This window comes from Pseudomonas sp. HT11, assembly GCF_044875395.1.
In the GTDB taxonomy this organism is placed as follows: Bacteria; Pseudomonadota; Gammaproteobacteria; order Pseudomonadales; family Pseudomonadaceae; genus Aquipseudomonas.
Genome location: NZ_CP173217.1, coordinates 4,225,588 through 4,244,015 on the forward strand (window position 1 = coordinate 4,225,588; position 18,428 = coordinate 4,244,015).

At 61.0% G+C, this 18,428-nt stretch carries 16 protein-coding genes; 3 read left to right on the forward strand and 13 right to left on the reverse strand.

What is annotated here, in order from left to right; all coding sequences use genetic code 11:
• Nucleotides 1–137: 137 nt before the first annotated feature.
• The 6 genes from ABWL43_RS19480 to leuC all read right to left on the reverse strand — a co-directional run bounded on the left by ABWL43_RS19480 (nucleotide 138) and on the right by leuC (nucleotide 6,666).
• Nucleotides 138–1,148 carry an aspartate-semialdehyde dehydrogenase gene (locus ABWL43_RS19480; RefSeq protein WP_404483728.1) on the reverse strand — a complete coding sequence of 337 codons (1,011 nt, stop codon included), beginning with the start codon at nucleotides 1,146–1,148 and terminating at the stop codon, nucleotides 138–140.
• Between the two features lie 238 nt (nucleotides 1,149–1,386).
• Nucleotides 1,387–2,499 carry an aspartate-semialdehyde dehydrogenase gene (gene asd / locus ABWL43_RS19485; protein WP_058412147.1) on the reverse strand — a complete coding sequence of 371 codons (1,113 nt, stop codon included), beginning with the start codon at nucleotides 2,497–2,499 and terminating at the stop codon, nucleotides 1,387–1,389.
• A gap of 64 nt (nucleotides 2,500–2,563) precedes the next feature.
• Nucleotides 2,564–3,646, reverse strand: coding sequence for a 3-isopropylmalate dehydrogenase (gene leuB, locus ABWL43_RS19490; RefSeq protein ID WP_021491199.1), 1,083 nt, complete (start codon nucleotides 3,644–3,646; stop codon nucleotides 2,564–2,566).
• 52 nt (nucleotides 3,647–3,698) lie between these two features.
• On the reverse strand, nucleotides 3,699–4,463 hold the full coding sequence (locus ABWL43_RS19495) for a class I SAM-dependent methyltransferase (RefSeq protein WP_242195198.1): 765 nt from the start codon (nucleotides 4,461–4,463) through the stop codon (nucleotides 3,699–3,701).
• Between the two features lie 129 nt (nucleotides 4,464–4,592).
• Nucleotides 4,593–5,237: a 3-isopropylmalate dehydratase small subunit gene (gene leuD / locus ABWL43_RS19500; RefSeq protein ID WP_094953214.1), complete on the reverse strand. Its 645-nt coding sequence runs from the start codon at nucleotides 5,235–5,237 to the stop codon at nucleotides 4,593–4,595.
• Nucleotides 5,238–5,247: 10 nt separating this feature from the next.
• Entirely contained in the window at nucleotides 5,248–6,666 is a 1,419-nt protein-coding gene (gene leuC, locus ABWL43_RS19505) for a 3-isopropylmalate dehydratase large subunit (protein ID WP_404488464.1), read from the reverse strand.
• Nucleotides 6,667–6,813: 147 nt separating this feature from the next.
• Between leuC and ABWL43_RS19510 the strand changes: the two genes are divergently transcribed.
• A complete protein-coding gene (locus ABWL43_RS19510) occupies nucleotides 6,814–7,704 on the forward strand; it encodes a LysR family transcriptional regulator (RefSeq protein ID WP_145166121.1) in 891 nt (296 codons plus the stop codon).
• 65 nt (nucleotides 7,705–7,769) lie between these two features.
• Nucleotides 7,770–11,048, forward strand: coding sequence for an EAL domain-containing protein (locus ABWL43_RS19515; protein WP_404483734.1), 3,279 nt, complete (start codon nucleotides 7,770–7,772; stop codon nucleotides 11,046–11,048).
• 3 nt (nucleotides 11,049–11,051) lie between these two features.
• On the opposite strand, the gene ABWL43_RS19520 is transcribed toward ABWL43_RS19515, so the two are convergent.
• The 7 genes from ABWL43_RS19520 to ABWL43_RS19550 all read right to left on the reverse strand — a co-directional run bounded on the left by ABWL43_RS19520 (nucleotide 11,052) and on the right by ABWL43_RS19550 (nucleotide 17,716).
• Nucleotides 11,052–12,335, reverse strand: coding sequence for a hypothetical protein (locus tag ABWL43_RS19520; protein ID WP_404483737.1), 1,284 nt, complete (start codon nucleotides 12,333–12,335; stop codon nucleotides 11,052–11,054).
• A 104-nt stretch (nucleotides 12,336–12,439) separates the two neighbouring features.
• Nucleotides 12,440–13,390, reverse strand: coding sequence for a hypothetical protein (locus tag ABWL43_RS19525; RefSeq protein WP_404483740.1), 951 nt, complete (start codon nucleotides 13,388–13,390; stop codon nucleotides 12,440–12,442).
• Between the two features lie 89 nt (nucleotides 13,391–13,479).
• Nucleotides 13,480–14,475: a hypothetical protein gene (locus tag ABWL43_RS19530; protein WP_404483743.1), complete on the reverse strand. Its 996-nt coding sequence runs from the start codon at nucleotides 14,473–14,475 to the stop codon at nucleotides 13,480–13,482.
• Nucleotides 14,476–14,839: 364 nt separating this feature from the next.
• Nucleotides 14,840–15,799, reverse strand: coding sequence for a tRNA dihydrouridine synthase (locus ABWL43_RS19535; RefSeq protein ID WP_404483745.1), 960 nt, complete (start codon nucleotides 15,797–15,799; stop codon nucleotides 14,840–14,842).
• A gap of 55 nt (nucleotides 15,800–15,854) precedes the next feature.
• Nucleotides 15,855–16,289, reverse strand: coding sequence for a thioesterase family protein (locus ABWL43_RS19540; RefSeq protein WP_106576673.1), 435 nt, complete (start codon nucleotides 16,287–16,289; stop codon nucleotides 15,855–15,857).
• 38 nt (nucleotides 16,290–16,327) lie between these two features.
• Entirely contained in the window at nucleotides 16,328–17,161 is an 834-nt protein-coding gene (locus tag ABWL43_RS19545) for an alpha/beta hydrolase (RefSeq protein WP_404483748.1), read from the reverse strand.
• A gap of 15 nt (nucleotides 17,162–17,176) precedes the next feature.
• Complete coding sequence (locus tag ABWL43_RS19550; protein WP_083357717.1) at nucleotides 17,177–17,716, reverse strand: TetR/AcrR family transcriptional regulator; 540 nt, start codon at nucleotides 17,714–17,716, stop codon at nucleotides 17,177–17,179.
• A 269-nt stretch (nucleotides 17,717–17,985) separates the two neighbouring features.
• Between ABWL43_RS19550 and ABWL43_RS19555 the strand changes: the two genes are divergently transcribed.
• Nucleotides 17,986–18,294 carry a hypothetical protein gene (locus tag ABWL43_RS19555; protein ID WP_404483751.1) on the forward strand — a complete coding sequence of 103 codons (309 nt, stop codon included), beginning with the start codon at nucleotides 17,986–17,988 and terminating at the stop codon, nucleotides 18,292–18,294.
• Nucleotides 18,295–18,428 lie beyond the last annotated feature (134 nt).

The window sequence follows — 18,428 nt, forward strand, 5'->3', positions numbered from 1 at the left end:
CCCCGGCCTGCGAGAAGGTTGGTAACCGCTGCCATAAGGCATGGCGAGCCGATAGGTTACCGACGCGCTTCTGTTTCGCTTGGGGCCAAGCATAGCGCCTGGCTAGAATCAATCTACAAATTGCCGCCAAGTATCTTTTACACAAGGCCTTTTATCAACAACTGCGCCAGCTGCACGGCGTTCAATGCCGCGCCCTTGCGTACGTTATCTGACGTCAGCCACAGATTTAGTTCCGCCGGGTCGTCAACGCCCGCACGCACTCGTCCAACGTAGACCACATCCTGGCCGACCGCATCCCCAACGGCCGTAGGGTAGTCGCCCTCTTCCACCAGCTCGATCCCCGGCGCTGCCTCCAGTGCACGGTTGACAGCGGCCAGGTCGACCGGCGCGCCCAACTGCAATGACACTGTCAGGCTATCGCCAAAAAACACCGGGGCTTGAACGCAGGTTGCGGAAATCTTTAGCAGAGGTGTTTCCAGCACGGCGCGCAGTTCGTGTACGAGGCGTTTCTCCAGGGCTGTATGACCTTGGGCGTCAGGCGTGCCGACTTGCGCCAGCAGGTTGAAGGCCATCTGCCGATCAAAGAACTTCGGCTCCAGCGGGCGCACGTTCAGCAGCTCGGCGGTCTGGCGGGCCAGCTCGCTGACGGCCTCGCGGCCCTGGGCCGAAACGGCCAGGTTGGCGGTGACGCTGACGCGCTGGATATCCAGCACGCCGCGCAACGGCGCCAGAACCACCGCCAGGTTGGTGGCCGACGGACTCGGGCTGCCGAGCTGGAAGGGCTTTTTCAGGCCCTTGAGAATATGCGCGTTGGCTTCCGGCACGACCTGAGGTGCCTGATCGGCCGGCAAGGCACCGGAGAGGTCGATCACCGAGCAACCGGCCGCCGTGGCGCGTGGCGCGAAACTCAGGGTCACCGCCGGGCCTGCCGCGAAGAAGGCCAGCTGGGCTTTTTTGAAGTCGAACTTATCAACTTCCTTGACCCGCACGTTTTTGCCGCGAAACGGCACCGAGGCGCCGGCCGAGTTGCTGCCCGCCAGCAAATACAGAGTGCCTACCGGAAAATCCAGCTCTTCGAGAATCTGCACCAGGGTTTCACCCACGGTGCCGGTTGCACCGATCACGGCGATTTCAAAGGTCTGGGTCATGGTGGCTGCCTCGGGCATTGCGGGGGGAGCGGCACTTTACCGGGTGGTGGGGAGTGAGGCAATTGGGCTGGGCCCTGGGGTGAGGCTGATGGCCCCATCGCGGGCAAGCCAGCTCCCACATTTTGATTTGTGAACACAGTCAAATGTGGGAGCTGGCTTGCCTGCGATGAGGCCCTCAAGGGCAATAAAAAACCCGCGCCTGTCACCAGAACGCGGGTTTCTCACTCACCAGCAGCGATCAACGCTCCAGCAAAATCCGCAGCATGCGACGCAGCGGTTCAGCCGCACCCCACAGCAGTTGATCACCGACGGTGAACGCGCCCAGGTACTGGGTACCCATGTTCAGCTTGCGCAGACGGCCAACCGGTACATTCAGGGTGCCGGTGACCTTGGTTGGGCTCAGCTCCTGCATGCTGATGTCGCGATTGTTCGGCACCAGCTTGACCCATGGGTTGTGCTGGCTGATCAGCCCTTCGATATCGGCGATCGGCACGTCTTTGTTCAGCTTGATGGTCAGCGCCTGGCTGTGGCAGCGCATGGCGCCAATGCGCACGCAGATGCCATCCACCGGGATCGGGTTCTTGAAGCGACCGAGGATCTTGTTGGTCTCAGCCTGGGCCTTCCACTCTTCGCGGCTCTGGCCGTTCGGCAGTTCCTTGTCGATCCACGGGATCAGGCTACCGGCCAATGGCACGCCGAAGTTTTCGGTCGGGTAGGCATCGCTGCGCATGGCTTCGGCCACACGGCGGTCGATGTCGAGGATCGCGCTGGCAGGGTCGGCCAGTTGATCAGCCACAGCGGCGTGGGTGGCGCCCATTTGCTTGATCAGCTCGCGCATGTTCTGCGCGCCGGCGCCGGAGGCCGCCTGATAGGTCATGGCGCTCATCCACTCGACCAGGCCAGCTTCGAACAAGCCGCCCAGGCCCATCAGCATCAGGCTGACGGTGCAGTTGCCGCCCACGTAGTTCTTGGTGCCAGCGTCCAGCTGCTGGTCAATCACCTTGCGGTTCACCGGGTCGAGGATGATCACGGCGTCGTCCTGCATGCGCAGGCTCGAGGCGGCGTCGATCCAGTAACCCTGCCAGCCGGCTTCGCGCAGCTTGGGGAAGACTTCGCTGGTGTAGTCGCCACCCTGGCAGGTCAAAATCACGTCGAGGGTTTTGAGCTCTTCAATGCTGTAGGCGTCTTTGAGCGGAGCAATATCCTTGCCCACGGACGGCCCTTGGCCACCCACGTTCGACGTGGTGAAAAACACCGGCTCAATAAGATCGAAATCCTGCTCTTCCAGCATCCGCTGCATGAGCACGGAACCGACCATACCGCGCCAACCGATCAGACCTACACGTTTCATCGCAACTACACCTTGTTAAAAAGTGGGCCGCCTTGCAGCAACAACTGCAAGCGGGCCCGAGAGATTACAGATTCCGCAGCGCGGCGACTACTGCGTCGCCCATTTCTTGCGTCCCAACCTTGGTGCAACCCTGCGACCAGATGTCGCCGGTGCGCAAACCCTGGTCCAGCACCAGGCTCACAGCCTTCTCGATCGCATCCGCCGCTTCACTCAGGTTGAAGCTGTAACGCAGCATCATCGACACCGACAAGATGGTCGCCAACGGGTTGGCAATGCCTTGGCCTGCAATGTCCGGCGCAGAACCGTGGCACGGCTCGTACATGCCTTTATTGTTGGTGTCCAGGGACGCCGACGGCAGCATGCCGATGGAACCGGTGAGCATCGACGCCTGGTCAGACAGGATGTCGCCGAACAGGTTGTCGGTGACGATCACGTCGAACTGCTTGGGTGCACGCACCAGCTGCATGGCGGCGTTGTCGACGTACATGTGGCTCAGTTCGACGTCCGGGTAGTCCTTGGCCACTTCTTCGACGATTTCGCGCCACAGTTGGCTGGAGGCCAGTACGTTGGCCTTGTCGACCGAGCAGACCTTCTTGCCGCGCACGCGGGCCATGTCGAAACCGACACGGGCGATACGGCGGATCTCGCTCTCGCTGTACGGCAGCGTGTCGTAGGCCTGACGCTCGCCATTTTCCAACTCACGCACACCGCGTGGCGAGCCGAAGTAGATACCGCCGGTCAGCTCGCGCACGATCAGGATGTCCAGGCCCGCCACCACTTCCGGCTTGAGACTCGACGCATCGGCCAGCTGCGGGTACAGAATCGCCGGACGCAGGTTGCCGAACAGGCCCAGTTGCGCGCGAATCTTCAGCAGGCCGCGCTCCGGGCGGATATCACGTTCGATCTTGTCCCACTTCGGGCCGCCCACGGCGCCGAGCAGTACGGCGTCGGCTGCACGGGCGCGGTCCAGGGTTTCGTCAGCCAGGGGCACGCCGTGCTTGTCGATGGCGGCGCCGCCGATCACGTCGTGGCTCAATTCGAAGCCCAGGCTGTACTTGCTGTTGGCCAATTCCAGGACTTTGACCGCTTCGGCCATGATTTCCGGACCAATACCGTCGCCAGGAAGAATCAGAATCTGCTTGCTCATGCGTTCCTCATTTCATCAAGCGACCCGCCCGTGGGCAGGTCGGGAAAATTAATCAGCGTTCGGCAAACACCACCAGCACGTCGGTGCTGAAGGTGCCGTCGGCTTGAATCTCGTAGTAATCGCGTACTTCCTGGCCCATCGCCTGCTGCAACTCGAGGATCGCGGCGCGCAATACCTCGGGCGTACGCATGCGCTCCACCCACGAGGTGTATTCCAGGCGCAGGCGCTGACGGCTGCTGTTGCGGACGTGCAAGCCGGCTTCGCTGAGCTGGCGCATCCATTCGGCGGCGGAATAATCGCGCACGTGACTGGTATCGCGCAGCACTTCGACGGTTTGCAGGTAAGTGTCCAACAGCGGGCTGCCCGGTGACAAGACATCGACAAATGCCGCGATGCCGCCAGGCTTGAGCACCCGACGCACTTCGCGAAAGGCCAGGCCAAGGTCGCTCCAGTGGTGGGCCGAGTAACGGCTGAACACGAAGTCGAACTCGCCATCGGCAAATGGCAGGCGCTCGGCCGCGCCGTGCACGGTGCGGATGTTGTTCAGGCCACGCTCTTTTGCGGCGGCTGCCACCACGTCGAGCATTTGCTGGGACAGGTCGTAGGCCACCACGTCTTTAACCAGCGGCGCAACGTGGAAGCTCACATGCCCGGCACCGCAACCCAGGTCCAGCAGTCGTGCGGCGCCCTGCCCGGCCAGTTCGGCCTGCAGCAGTGCGAATTCGCTGCCTTGAGCGTGCACGGCACTGCTCAGGTAGGCCGAGGCCTGTTCGCCGAATTGTTTTTGCACGACTTGGGTGTGGGCGGTGTTGGTCATGGTGGCTTTCCTTGGGTTTTGGGGTGGTTGTACGGGCGCTATCGCAGGCAAGCCAGCTCCCACTGTTGGAATGCATTCCAAGGTGGGAGTCGGGCTTGCCCGCGATGGGGCCCGCACGGTTACCGCAAATCAGGCATCGCGAAACAACCAGGGCTGGCTCGCCCGGTGCTTGGTTTCAAACGCGGCAATCGCATCGCCGTCCTGCAAGGTCAGGCCGATATCGTCCAGGCCATTGATCAGGCAGTGCTTACGGAACGCATCGACTTCAAAGTGATAGACCTTGCCGTCCGGACGGGTCACGGTCTGCGCGGCCAGGTCAACGGTCAGTTGGTAGCCGACATCGGCTTCGACCTGCTTGAACAGCTCGTCCACTTCGGCGTCGCTCAAGATGATCGGCAGCAAGCCGTTCTTGAAGCTGTTGTTGAAGAAGATGTCGGCGTAGCTCGGCGCGATGATGCTGCGAAAGCCATATTCTTCCAGGGCCCACGGCGCGTGTTCACGGCTGGAGCCGCAGCCGAAGTTCTCGCGGGCCAGCAATACGCTGGCGCCTTGGTAACGCTCGGCGTTGAGCACAAAATCCTTGTTCAACGGGCGCTTGGAGTTGTCCTGGTAGGCGTAGCCCACGTCCAGGTAGCGCCACTCATCGAACAGGTTCGGGCCAAAGCCGGTGCGCTTGATCGACTTCAAGAACTGCTTGGGAATGATCTGGTCGGTGTCGACGTTGGCACGGTCCAACGGCGCGACAAGACCGGTGTGTTGGGTAAAAGCTCTCATCGGGTATTCCTCAGATCAATTCGCGAACGTCGATGAAACGACCATTGACGGCAGCGGCGGCGGCCATGGCCGGGCTGACCAGGTGGGTACGCCCACCGGCGCCCTGACGCCCTTCGAAGTTACGGTTGGAGGTGGACGCGCAATGCTCGCCCGACTCCAAACGGTCCGGGTTCATCGCCAGGCACATGGAGCAGCCCGGCTCGCGCCATTCAAAACCGGCCTCAAGGAAGATCTTGTCCAGGCCCTCGGCTTCGGCTTGCGCTTTGACCAGGCCCGAACCTGGCACCACGATGGCTTGCTTGATGGTCGAGGCCACTTTGCGGCCTTTGGCGATCACCGCCGCGGCGCGCAGGTCTTCGATCCGCGAGTTGGTGCAGGAACCGATAAACACGCGGTCCAACTGGATGTCGGTAATCGCCTGGTTGGCTTTCAGGCCCATGTACTTCAAGGCGCGCTCGATGGAACCACGCTTGACCAGGTCGGATTCCTTGGCCGGGTCCGGCACGTTCTGGTCGACGGCCAGGACCATTTCCGGCGAGGTGCCCCAGCTGACTTGCGGCTTGATCTGGGCGGCGTCGAGCTCAACCACCGTGTCGAACACTGCATCGGCGTCAGAGACCAGGTCTTTCCAGGCTTCGACCGCTGCGTCCCAATCGGCACCTTGCGGGGCGAATGGGCGGCCCTTGACGTATTCAACGGTTTTTTCGTCCGCCGCGACCATGCCCACACGGGCACCGGCTTCGATGGACATGTTGCAGATGGTCATGCGGCCTTCGATGGACAGGTCGCGGATGGCGCTGCCGGCGAACTCGATGGCATGGCCGTTACCGCCGGCGGTGCCGATCTTGCCAATCACCGCGAGCACGATGTCCTTGGCGGTCACGCCGAACGGCAAGGTGCCTTCGACTTTAACCAGCATGTTCTTCATCTTTTTGGCGACCAGGCACTGGGTGGCGAACACATGTTCAACCTCGGAGGTGCCGATGCCATGGGCCAGAGCGCCGAACGCGCCGTGGGTGGAGGTGTGGGAGTCACCGCAGACCACGGTCATGCCTGGCAAGGTGGCGCCCTGCTCCGGGCCGATCACGTGCACGATGCCCTGACGCACGTCATTCATCTTGAATTCGGTGATGCCATATTCATCGCAATAGTCGTCGAGGGTTTGCACCTGCAAACGCGACACCTGGTCGGCAATGGCCTCGATGCCGCCCTTGCGCTCCGGGGTGGTCGGTACGTTGTGGTCCGGGGTGGCGATGATCGAGTCGACGCGCCAAGGCTTGCGCCCGGCCAGCCGCAGGCCTTCGAACGCTTGAGGCGAGGTCACTTCATGGATGATGTGACGGTCGATATAGATCAGCGACGAGCCATCGTCGCGCCGTTTCACTTCATGGGAATCCCAAAGCTTGTCGTAAAGCGTTTTGCCGGCCATCAGTCGGTCCTCATCATCGGTATTTCTATGCCCCGGGCCTTGAGACATTCAATAACCCTTTGGCTTGTGAGGCTGATGGTATGGCGCTACATTAAATAACTCAAATTCATATTTTTTATGCTTTGGATTACCAACTGGAATACTTCAATGGACTTGGCCAACCTTAATGCCTTTATTGCCATCGCCGAGACCGGCAGCTTCTCCGGCGCCGGTGAACGCCTGCACCTGACCCAACCGGCCATCAGCAAGCGCATTGCCGGGCTGGAACAACAATTAAAGGTACGTTTATTCGACCGCCTGGGCCGTGAAGTCGGCCTGACCGAGGCCGGGCGCGCCCTGCTGCCACGTGCTTATCAGATTCTCAATGTGCTGGACGACACCCGCCGCGCGCTCACCAACCTGACCGGCGAAGTCAGCGGCCGCTTGACGTTGGCCACCAGCCATCACATCGGCCTGCACCGCCTGCCACCGATTTTGCGCACCTTTACCCGCGAGTACCCGAATGTGGCGCTGGATATTCAGTTCCTCGATTCGGAAGTGGCCTACGAGGAAATCCTCCATGGCCGCGCTGAAGTGGCCGTTATTACCCTGGCGCCCGATCCGCACAACTTGGTACGCGCCACACCGGTGTGGGACGACCCGCTGGATTTCGTGGTGGCGCCCGAGCACAGCCTGACCGCCAATGGCACGGTCAACCTGGCCGATATCGCCAAACACCCGGCAGTCTTCCCCGGTGGCAACACTTTTACCCACCATATTGTCAGCCGCTTGTTTGAAGCCCAGGGCCTGACGCCGAATATCGCCATGAGCACCAACTACCTGGAAACCATCAAGATGATGGTGTCCATCGGCCTGGCCTGGAGCGTGTTGCCGCGCACCATGCTTGATGAACAGGTGGCAAGTATCGCTTTGCCGGGCATACAGCTCAGTCGCCAGCTAGGCTATATCGTGCACACCGAAAGGACGCTGTCGAACGCTGCGCGGGCTTTCATGAGCCTATTGGATGCACAGGTCGATCTGCCAGGGATACCGGCATGAAGCTGTGCGGCCTCAAGGTCTGAATAAACCGCGCCGAACGCCCATTGAGCCAAGGCCCTTTGATAATGCGCAACCCCGTCGATTCCGTGCCACCCCTGCCCCGCATTTACGCCCTGGACCCTCAAGAGGCGGAACGAAGCTGGGACAGCGCCCCGCAGTTGCTGGCAGCCCTCAATGCTGCCCGCCTGGGCGCATGGTGCTGGGAAATCGACACCGGCAGGATCAGTTGGTCACGCGGTACCCAGGCGCTGTTCGGCTACGATCCGCGCCAACCGCTGCCCAAAGACCTGGATTACCTGGATCTGCTCGCGCCGTCGGACCGCGCGCGTGTGGTGCGGGCCTTTCACGCCGTGCTGGCGGGCGAGCCGTTTGAGCAGGCCATGCACCACCACATCCAGTGGCCGGATGGCAGCCATCACTGGCTGGAAATCAACGGCAGCCTGGCACCGGACAAGACCGGCCGGCGCCGCATGATCGGCGTGATCCGCGAAACCACTCGCCAGCGCGAGCGCGAGCACGCCCTTATCCACTCGGAAAAACGCTTCGCCACGCTGTTTCATCTATGCCCCAATATGGTCCTGCTGACCCGCCAGGCCGACGGCCTGATCAGCGAAGCCAACCAGTATTTCGAGATGCTCTTCGGCTGGCCCGTGGCCCAGGCCATCGGCCGCACCACGCTGGACCTGGGCCTGTGGCGTGACCCGCAACAGCGTGCGCTGCTGGTCAGGGCCACCCAACGCAAGGGCGAACCCATCAGCATGGAAGTGCAGTTCTGCGCCAGCAACGGCCAGATCCACGACGGCACCTTGAGCGCACAAAAAGTCGAGCTGGAGGGTGAGGCCTACCTGATCAGCACGTTTGTCGACACCACCGAACGCAAAAACGCCGAGCAGGCGCTCAAGGACAGCCAGGAGCGCCTCGACCTGGCCCTGGATTCGGCACAGCTGGGCACCTGGGACTGGCATATCCCCAGCGGCATGCTCTATGGCTCGGCCCGCGCGGCGCAACTGCACGGCCTGGAGGCGTTGCCGTTTCACGAACCTTTCGATGCGTTTTTTGAAGGCATGTCCGATGAAGAACGCGAGGGCATGCGCAACGCCTACCGCAGCCTGCGCGAAGGCCCGGGCGGCAACTACCAGTTGACCTACCGCGTACAGATGGAGGACGGCAGCGCTCGTTACCTGGAAAGCCGCGCGCGGCTGTATCGCGACGAATCGGGCAAACCGTTGCGCATGGCCGGCACCTTGCTGGATATCACCGACCAGGTGGAACGCGAGCAGCGCATCACCGCCTCCGAAGAAAAGTTCGCCAGCCTGTTCCAGGCCAGCCCCGACCCGATCTGCGTGACCTACCTGGACAGCGGCGCTTTTATCGAAATCAACCCCGCGTTTACGCAGACCTTTGGCTGGACCGCCGCCGAGGTGCTCGACAAAAGCGCCGACCAGATCGGGCTGTGGGATGACTCGAGCAAGCGCCTGCAACGTATCGAGCGGGTGATTCGCGAGCAGTCATTAAACAATGTCGCCATTGGGGTGCATCACAAAAATGGCCAAAGCCTGACCTGCGTGATTTCCAGCCGCTTGATCAAGGTCGGCGACCAACCCTGCATCGTCACGACCCTGCGCGATATCACCCAGCAACAACGCTCCGAGGCCGCCCTTAAAGCCAGCGAAGAAAAATTCGCCAAGGCCTTCCATTCAAGCCCCGACGCCATCTCCATCACCGAACGTGACACCGGCCGTTATGTGGAGGTCAATGACGGCTTCTGCCGCCTCACCGGCTACCGCGCCGAGGAAGCCATCGGCCTGACGCTGTATCAGATCGGCATCTGGGCTGATGAGAATCAGCGTGCGGCGCTGCTGGCCGAACTGCAGATCAAGGGCCGAATTCATCACCTGGAAATGCTTTGGCACAACAAACGTGGCGAATTATTGGCCGTGGAGGTGTCGGTCGAACCGATCACCCTCAATGAAACGCCGTGCCTGCTGCTGACGGCGCGGGACGTGAGCCTGCTGAAAAACGCCCAGGCGCAGATCCGTCACCTGGCCTATCACGACCCGCTGACCAACCTGCCCAATCGTGCGTTGCTGATGGACCGCCTGAGCCAGCAGATCGCCCTGCTCAAACGCCATAACCTGCGGGGCGCCCTGCTGTTTCTCGACCTCGATCATTTCAAGCACATCAACGATTCCCTCGGCCACCCGGTGGGCGACACCGTGCTGAAAATCGTCACCGCACGCCTCGAAGCCAGCGTGCGCATGGAAGATACGGTGGCGCGCCTGGGCGGCGATGAGTTCGTGGTGCTGCTCAGCGGCCTGGAAGGTACGCGCGTGGAAGTCAGCGCTCAGGTACAGGAACTGGCGGACACCCTGCGCGAATTGCTCTCGGAACCGATGTTCCTCGATGGCCATCGCCTGCAGGTCACGCCGAGCATTGGCGTGGCGCTGATCCCCGACCATGGCTCGACACCCGCAGACCTGCTCAAGCGTGCCGACATTGCGCTGTATCGGGCCAAGGATTCAGGACGCAACACCACGCAGATGTTTCATAACAGCATGCAGAAAACCGCCAGTGAACGCCTGCGCATGGAGACCGACCTGCGTCTGGCGCTGTCACGCGGTGAGTTCAGCGTGCATTACCAGCCTCAAGTGGATGCGCGCGGCAACCGCATCATCGGTGCCGAAGCACTGGTGCGCTGGCAGCACCCGCAACTGGGGGCGCAGTCACCCACCGAATTTATCAAAGTGCTGGAAGACAGCGGCCTGATCCTGGAAGTCGGCACCTGGATTCTTGATGAAGCCTGCGGCGCCTTTGCCCAATTGATCGCCGATGGCCTGGTGGACCCGTTGAATTTTAGCCTGTGCGTGAATATAAGCCCGCGCCAGTTTCGCCAGAACGACTTCGTGGAGCGGGTGGAGCGCTGCCTCAAGCAGCATCACCTGCCGTATAGCCTGCTGAAACTGGAAATTACCGAAGGCATCGTGATCCAGAACCTGGATGACACCGTGGCCAAGATGCGCCGCCTGAAAAAACTCGGCGTAAGTTTTGCCATGGATGACTTCGGCACCGGCTATTCGTCGCTGACCTACCTCAAGCGCCTGCCGGTGGATGCGTTGAAGATCGATCAGTCCTTTGTGCGCGACGCCACCCACGACCCCAACGATGCCGAAATCATCCGCGCCATCGTCGCCATGGCGCGCAGCTTGAACCTGGAAGTGATCGCCGAGGGCGTGGAAACCCCGGAACAACTGGCATTCCTGCAAAAGCTGGGCTGCCATTTGTTCCAGGGGTATTTACACAGCCGGCCTTTGCCCATCGAGGCGTTCAGGAAGCTATTGGGCTGACCCTTACACCAGCTTCAATGCGCGAAACCCGCCGTTCATCCATCGCGATGACGCCAGGTCCTGCTTTCGCCCATAGAAATCCAGCGCACCATTGATGACCGCGACCGAGTGGCCGGTGTCTGCCAGCGTGCCGACCGCGCCGCGGGCCAGTTCTTCAACCGTGCTTTCACGTATATAGGCGTACAACCCAAGCCGCCGGAGCGCCTCCCCCGGGTGCTCGCCGTCGTTGAGGGTGTGCAGGGCCGTTGCATAACTCTGCCCGGCGCGCATGTCGTTATTTTCCAGGTGCGCGCGCTTGGCACTGACCGCGTACAAGAAGTTGGCGTAGTTGATCAACTGCGTATTGCTGCCGTGGAAGTTTGACGCGACGATGGCCTGGCGCAGCTCATCATGGGTCACCGTCAGCGTGAAGGAGTCCCTCATGACCACCTCAAAACCGTCGGCGGTGACTTGGATGCGCTTATAGATCCCCTGGGGGTCCTGCCAAAACCGGATGATCGCCGCCTTGATCGCCGACACCGTGACGCAATTGCCTTCCACGCCCTGATAAAAACCACCCCAGATCTGTTCGGGTGTCATGCCGGACACGACATCGGACACCTGCCGGGCGTTGTCGGGTACCGCCGGCTTGTCGTCGAACAACACGTACCCGTAACCCTGCTTGGTCTGGCGCCGCTCGTCGTAATAATGGCTTACGCCGTCCATCACCAGCGCCGAGCCAAAGTTGTGAGTCTCCATGACCCCTACAGCGCCCTTTGCCTGCATGGCACTTGACGGCACGTACTGGCACAGGCCGAACAGGCCCATGCCCTGTAAACATCGCTGGACGGTCTCGCCCTCCAGTGTTTTTGCCAGCGCGGCTTCAAACGTCGGGTAATTGCCGGTCAGTTGCTTGCGCTTTACGAACGCTGCGAACACAAAGTTGGCATCCTTGACTGCCCCGCTATCGTCGCCACTGAACCTCGAAGCCTGCGTCGCCTGCGCCAACTCCTGGCGAGACAACTGAACCTTGAACTCGTCCTTCATGGTGATGTGATAGCCATCGCCCGTGGCAGTCAGCGCATTGAACATGCCAGCCGGGTGTTGCCCGAAGGTTGTCATCATCAGTTTGATGACGGCTGCGTGGGTGCTGGTGTCAAAGTGCTCGCCAAACTCCCCCCGCGCCGCATTGAATGCACGGATGATATGCGCAGGTTTTTCCCCCGCACGTTTTGACGAAAACACCGAAGCCGCGTCGTCGTACCCGTTGGCCGGCGAGCCTGGGCCATTACTTGCTGTGATATTCATTCACTGATTTCCTGAGACTTACCGAAGCAATAACCTGCAAAACACAGTCGGGGCGGGGCGGCGTTGCGATGGGTTGAGCCGCCCGCATCGCCTGTGGTCGCCCCCTAGAAAAGGGCTATCGCCTGACCGCGGGCAGGCGTGGCGCCCCTGCGCCCCCACAACTCTTCGCGGCCGTTGATCACCGCCACCGAATGCCCGGTGCGATTGCACATGCCCAATTGCCCACGGGCGAGTTCCCGCACAGAAACCGTTTTCATGTGCTTGCGCAGCCCCAGCCGCATGAACCCCTCCCCCGGCCCACGCTCATCCTCACCGTTGTTCAGGCTGCGAATCGCCGCCTGATAACTTCTGCCCGCCGTGTAATCGTTGTTTTCCATCTGTGCACGCTTGGCACTGACCGCAAACAGAAATTGCGCATCCTTGAGCATGCCCTTGTCCTGCCCTCTGAACCTGGCGCCTCGCGCACCTTCGGCCAATTCACGGTCAGTCAGCGTGAGCTGAAAGTCATCGCGCATCACCACTCGATAACCGCCGCTGAGGCGCGTGACTTGTTGGTAGATATCTGTGGGGCTTTGACCAAATCGGTGCATCGCCGCCTTGATCGCCGACACCGTCACGCAGTTGCCATCGGGGCCTTGGCGAAACCCACTCCAGATGTTGTCCGGCTTCGCACCGCCGCGCTTGTTTGAAAGGCACGCGAGCGCGGCTTCGGAATTGGGCCTGGGAGTGACCGGCTCATGCACTACCGACGGATTGACCGGTGGCGTGGGTATAACGGGGACTAACTTATCTTTGCCTGCCGACAACACCCTCAGTATCTGAGTCAATAAAGAACTCAACAGCACCGCAAACGACTGCACCGCATCACGTTCATTAACGCCGCGCACCCGGCGTGCTGAACCGTTGATAGATGGCCGACAAACAGTTGCAGCAGTCTTTCTTTCAATCACGCTCAAGTGAACATCCGCTGCATGATTGGCACTTGTTAAATCACTATTGATCACCTGCCTGACATCGATGACACGCGCGATATTATTAATTAAACAGTTAGACATATTCCCCCCCATTGAGCAGGCGCCTCTTTGCAACTTATAGCCACAGAGGCGCCTGCACGCTTCAAGAAGTTAAACCAAGTGTGGGACTATCAGGCCTTGAACATTGGCTTGGTATTTAACCGCCAGTTTCTTGGATCAAAATAATCTTCAACCGGGCCTGGGCTGGTTAAGTCCGGAACCGGCGTATCAGGCAAGGGCTTTGGGGCGATGTCCGGCACCACGGAGGGCGTTGGCTCCGGCGTAACCACCGGCGTGACGATGCCTGGCACCGCATGTGTGTGGTCTGGCTTGATCTCGGTCTTTGGCGCAGGCGGCACGCCAGGCTTGGTGTCCGACTCGACCTCAGGCGTGACGGTGCCGGGTACCTCAGGGGTGTGTTCTGGCGTGATATCAGCCTTCACGTCCGGTGTTACACCCGGCTTGATCCCCGGTTGCGGGCCGGTTTCAGGCAATGGCGACAGATCCAGCACACGCTTCAGTCGTGGGACGTTGTTCACAACCGCCTGCGCATCCGTGCAATGGCAATGACCGGCGTTCACATTGACGTGTACGTTGGTCTTACCGTCATTCGTCACGGTAATCGCCGGCTCGGGCGCGGGCAGATGTGGCAGCGCAGCTGGCGCTTTGAGTGCAGTAGGCACTACCACCGCAGCGTCCATCAGCTGCAGCTTCGCTTGCGGCTCCGACACCTGCGGTTTCGCCGGCAAGTTGCCTACATCCGGCGAACTCGGCTGCTTGGCGACCTCGGAATTGACCGGCACCGTGCGCGCCTCAGGCTTGGCGTCTGGCACAACGCCCGGGCCGGACAGCAGCGCGGGCGTTAAATCCTTTCCGGCGACCATTTCGCGTATAGCCTTGAAAACCTGCTCGAGCATGTCAAATAACCGCGTGAGCGCAGCACCCGGAATCATCAGTTCGTTGGGCGAGAACCGGGAGTTATCAGTACTCAGCGGCGTATTGGCAACACGCGCACCGGATACCTGCACCTCTGTCGTTTCAGCAAACTTAGCGGATGAAATACTGTTGCGATCAAGGACAGACGCGTTAACTTTCATGAACGATGGATTATTAACCGACAGCGACATTTAGCAATTCCTTATTCAACAGAGCCTGGCCGTATCAGCGGACCAGAGAAGTGAGAGTGTTAATAGCTGAAAACAACCACGTTGCTTCACAGTCCTTACTTTCGTGGAAAGTTAGGCTATCGAGTTCCGCCAATCGCAGCTCATATAAGGAAACCAATGCGCGTTATCAGACTTTGCCGCATGAACTATCGCGACAAACCGCGAGGCAAGCCGCTCTTGGCGCTAAAAAATCGTCACACCCGTTAATACACTGCAGGCATGCAACTCACCGACAAGATTAAACCGCCTGTTCGTCAATCTTTTGTGCTAGCCCACAAACGAAAAAAGGGCGCCAATGGCACCCTTTTTTAGTGAACGTGAACAATCAGGCTGCAATGGGGTGTTGCATGCCCAGCAGGTGGCTGACGTTCTTCAAATCCGTCTCGCGCCGCAAGGCGGTAAACAGCACCACTGCTTCGGGATAATTGCGCGTCAGCATCGCCAGCCATTGCTTCAACCGGCCAGGCGCCTGCTTTTCAGTCAGTTGCGCCACTGATTGGGTCCAGAACGCCTGAAGCATCGGCTGCATCTGCGCCCAGGTCATTTCCACCACCTCTTCGCCCGCCTTGGCTGCCACAATTTGGCGCGCCAGGTCAGGCCGTGCCACCAGGCCGCGACCAAGCATGATGTCTTCGACGCCGCTGATTTCACGGCAACGCTTCCAGTCTTCGACGCTCCAGATATCCCCATTGGCGAACACCGGCACCTTGACCACGTCCTGCACCCGCGGGATCCACTCCCAGTGGGCCGGCGGCTTGTAGCCGTCGGTCTTGGTACGCGCATGCACCACGATATGCGCCGCGCCGCCTTCAGCCAGCGCCGTAGCGCACACCAGCGCACCGTCCGGGCTGTCGAAGCCAAGGCGCATCTTGGCGGTCACGGGGATATGCGCGGGCACGGCACGGCGCACATGTTCAACAATCTGATTGAGCAGCTCCGGCTCCTTGAGCAGCACGGCGCCGCCGCGCGACTTGTTGACCGTCTTGGCCGGGCAGCCGAAGTTCAGGTCAATCACCTGGGAACCCAGCTCGCACGCCAGGGCGGCGTTTTCGGCCAGGCACACCGGGTCGGAACCCAGCAATTGCACACGCAACGGCACGCCCGCCGCGGTGTGGGCACCGTGCAGCAGTTCCGGGGCGAGCTTGTGGAAGTAGGCGGGGGTCAGCAGGCGGTCGTTGACGCGGATGAACTCGGTCACGCACCAGTCAATACCGCCCACGCGGGTCAGCACATCGCGCAGGATGTTGTCGACCAACCCCTCCATGGGCGCCAAAGCAATTTGCATGGAAAACACTCAACAAAAATCGTGGCGCAGTTTACTGGGTTTCCCGCAAGAAACGTTAACCCCCTGTCAGCGCAGGACCGTAGCCGTCGAGAAATTCGGCCGGCATACGCTTGGGCTTGCCCGTGGAGAGTTCGATGCAGACAAACGTGGTGTGCGCGCGCAGCAAGGTCGCGCCGTCGCGAGGACGGACCAGCTGGAAACGGCGGGTCATCTTCAGGCGCTGGTCCCAGTCGACGATCCAGGTCGCCAGTTGCAGCTCATCACCTTCGTAGCCGGCCGCCAGGTAGTCGATCTCATGGCGCACGACGGCCATGGCGCGGTCGAGCCGGCGGTATTCGGTAAGGTCCAGCCCCAGGCGCTGGGAATGGCGCCAGGCGCAACGCTCCAGCCACGACACATACACCGCATTGTTGGCGTGCCCGAGGCCGTCGATGTCTTCAGCGCCAACCTGCAGATCGATGATGAATGGCGTTGCCAAGTCCCAGCCCATGCCTTGCTCCAGTCGATTGATGTCGGCGGGGCAGTGTATCAGGCAGTTTGCCGCGCCTGTAGACGACGGCCGGCCAACAGGGCAAGCACACCCTCGATCATCCGCGGATCGGCCAGCACTTTCTGGTGCCCGCCCTGTTCCAGGCGCAACAAGCGGCTGTCGAACCAGGCCTCGTGAATGGCTTGTGAGGCTTTGACCGGGACAAAGGTGTCGTCTTCGGCGTGCACGATCAAACCGGGAATATTGAGCTGGTAGTGAGCCACGTCCAGGTGTTTGAGCGGCATGCCGAAGGTTAATTCGACTTCCTGGATAAACGCCGAGCGCGCCCGTGGCGGCAACCCGACCATGCCGGCAAAACCGCGCAGCACGTCGAGAAAGCGCGAAGGCGCCGCAATGCTCACCAGCGCCTCGGTACGCAGGCCCAGCTGAACCGCCAGCATCGCGCTGGCACCGCCCATGGAATGCCCCACCACCGCGTGCAACGGCGGCAACTCGGCGGCGGCTTCGAGCATGGCGCGGGCGAACAGCAGCACATGCGCCTCGCGCCCCGGTGAACGGCCATGGGCCGGACCGTCGAGGGCAATCACCGAATAGCCGTTATCCACCAACGCCGTGATCAGGCTGGCGAACTGTGTGGGGCGCCCTTCCCAGCCGTGCATCAGCAGCACGGCGGGGCCCTTGCCCCAACGCAACGCCGACAGGCCGAAACGCAAGGTGATGCGCTCCGATTGCGCCAGCAGCGGCAACTCCCAATCGCGCGGCGGCAGGTTGCGTGGCGTCATGAAGGTACGACGCAACTTGCTGGCCACCAGGTGCGGCGCCACGCGGCCGACGGTGCCATTGAAGCCTCGAATCCAGGTTAATGCGCCCATCAGGCGACTCCTTTTTCAGCGCACCGCCGATTTGGCCGCGCGCAACACGCGGTCCGACAACTCGCCCGGGCCGAGCGCGCGGGCCAAGGCCAGGCCGCCGATCATCAAGGCCATATCCGCCAGGGCTTTGTCGGTGTCCTCCGGGCTGGCAGCCAATTGCGCGGCCATCAGCTCCGTATGCTCGTTGAGCGCCTGGCGAAACTCATCTGGCAAGCGGCTCATCTCGCCCACGGTGGCGGGTATCGGGCAGGCCTGGTCCGTGGAGTCACGGTGCTTGCGCGACAGATAAAACGCCGCCACCAGGCCTCTGCGCTCCTCACCGGTGAGTTGCGCGTCCATGTCGTCAATCGACGCGCGCCGCCGGGCGAGCAACTGGGTGAAGGCCTCCAGCATCAACGCGTCCTTGCTTTCAAAGTGCGCGTAGAAGCCGCCGACCGTAAGCCCCGCCGCGCCCATGACTTCGCCGACACTCGGTTCGGCCGGGCCGCGCTGGATCAACGCCGCGCTGGCAGCCTGCAAAATGCGTTCGCGGGTTTGCGCTTTTTTATCGCTCATCGTTGCCTCCGTCTCTCATGGGTTGAATATTATTACCATAATAATATTTCGCAAGCCACCCGCGTGACCGCTCGTCCGAGCAGCACAGATCACATCAAAGGAATAAACCGCCCGCCCCAGGCCTTCTCAATGCAATGAACTGCACATCGCAGAGAACGTCATGGCCTGGCGGCAGCAAAACCAGAACTGTGCGTGGGTAGCCGGAGAAGCCCCCCCCTACGTGTTCGCCAACGAATACACCGCCAACTTCAAAGGTTGAAGGCGAAGGCGTGGGCAACCAGCCGTTCGGCAAGTTCTTCAACGACGCCGACGGGCATGCCGAGGCCAACTTTCTGGAGGCCCTGCGCGTCAATGACTGGGTGTTCGATGCGGGGTATCAGGAGATCGTGGTGAGCCTCAACAACTCACCCTGCCGGCAATGCTGCATGCTGTTCAGGCAGTTCATGGAAGACATCCTGCTGCGCTTTCCAAACACACGGCTTGCTATTTCACGCTTGCCCGGCATTCGCGTCGAAATGTGCAACGTCGCACTGGAGGACGCCCAGAACGGAGGTCCGCAGGTTGATCGGCAAAAATAGCTGGCGCGCATCAACAAATCCCTGTGCACCGCCAATGGGGTACGCAGGATGCCGTAACGGCCGCGGGAAAAACCCAAACGCCAGACAAACAAAAGGGCCATTCAATAATTGAATGACCCTTAAAAATCCCGCAG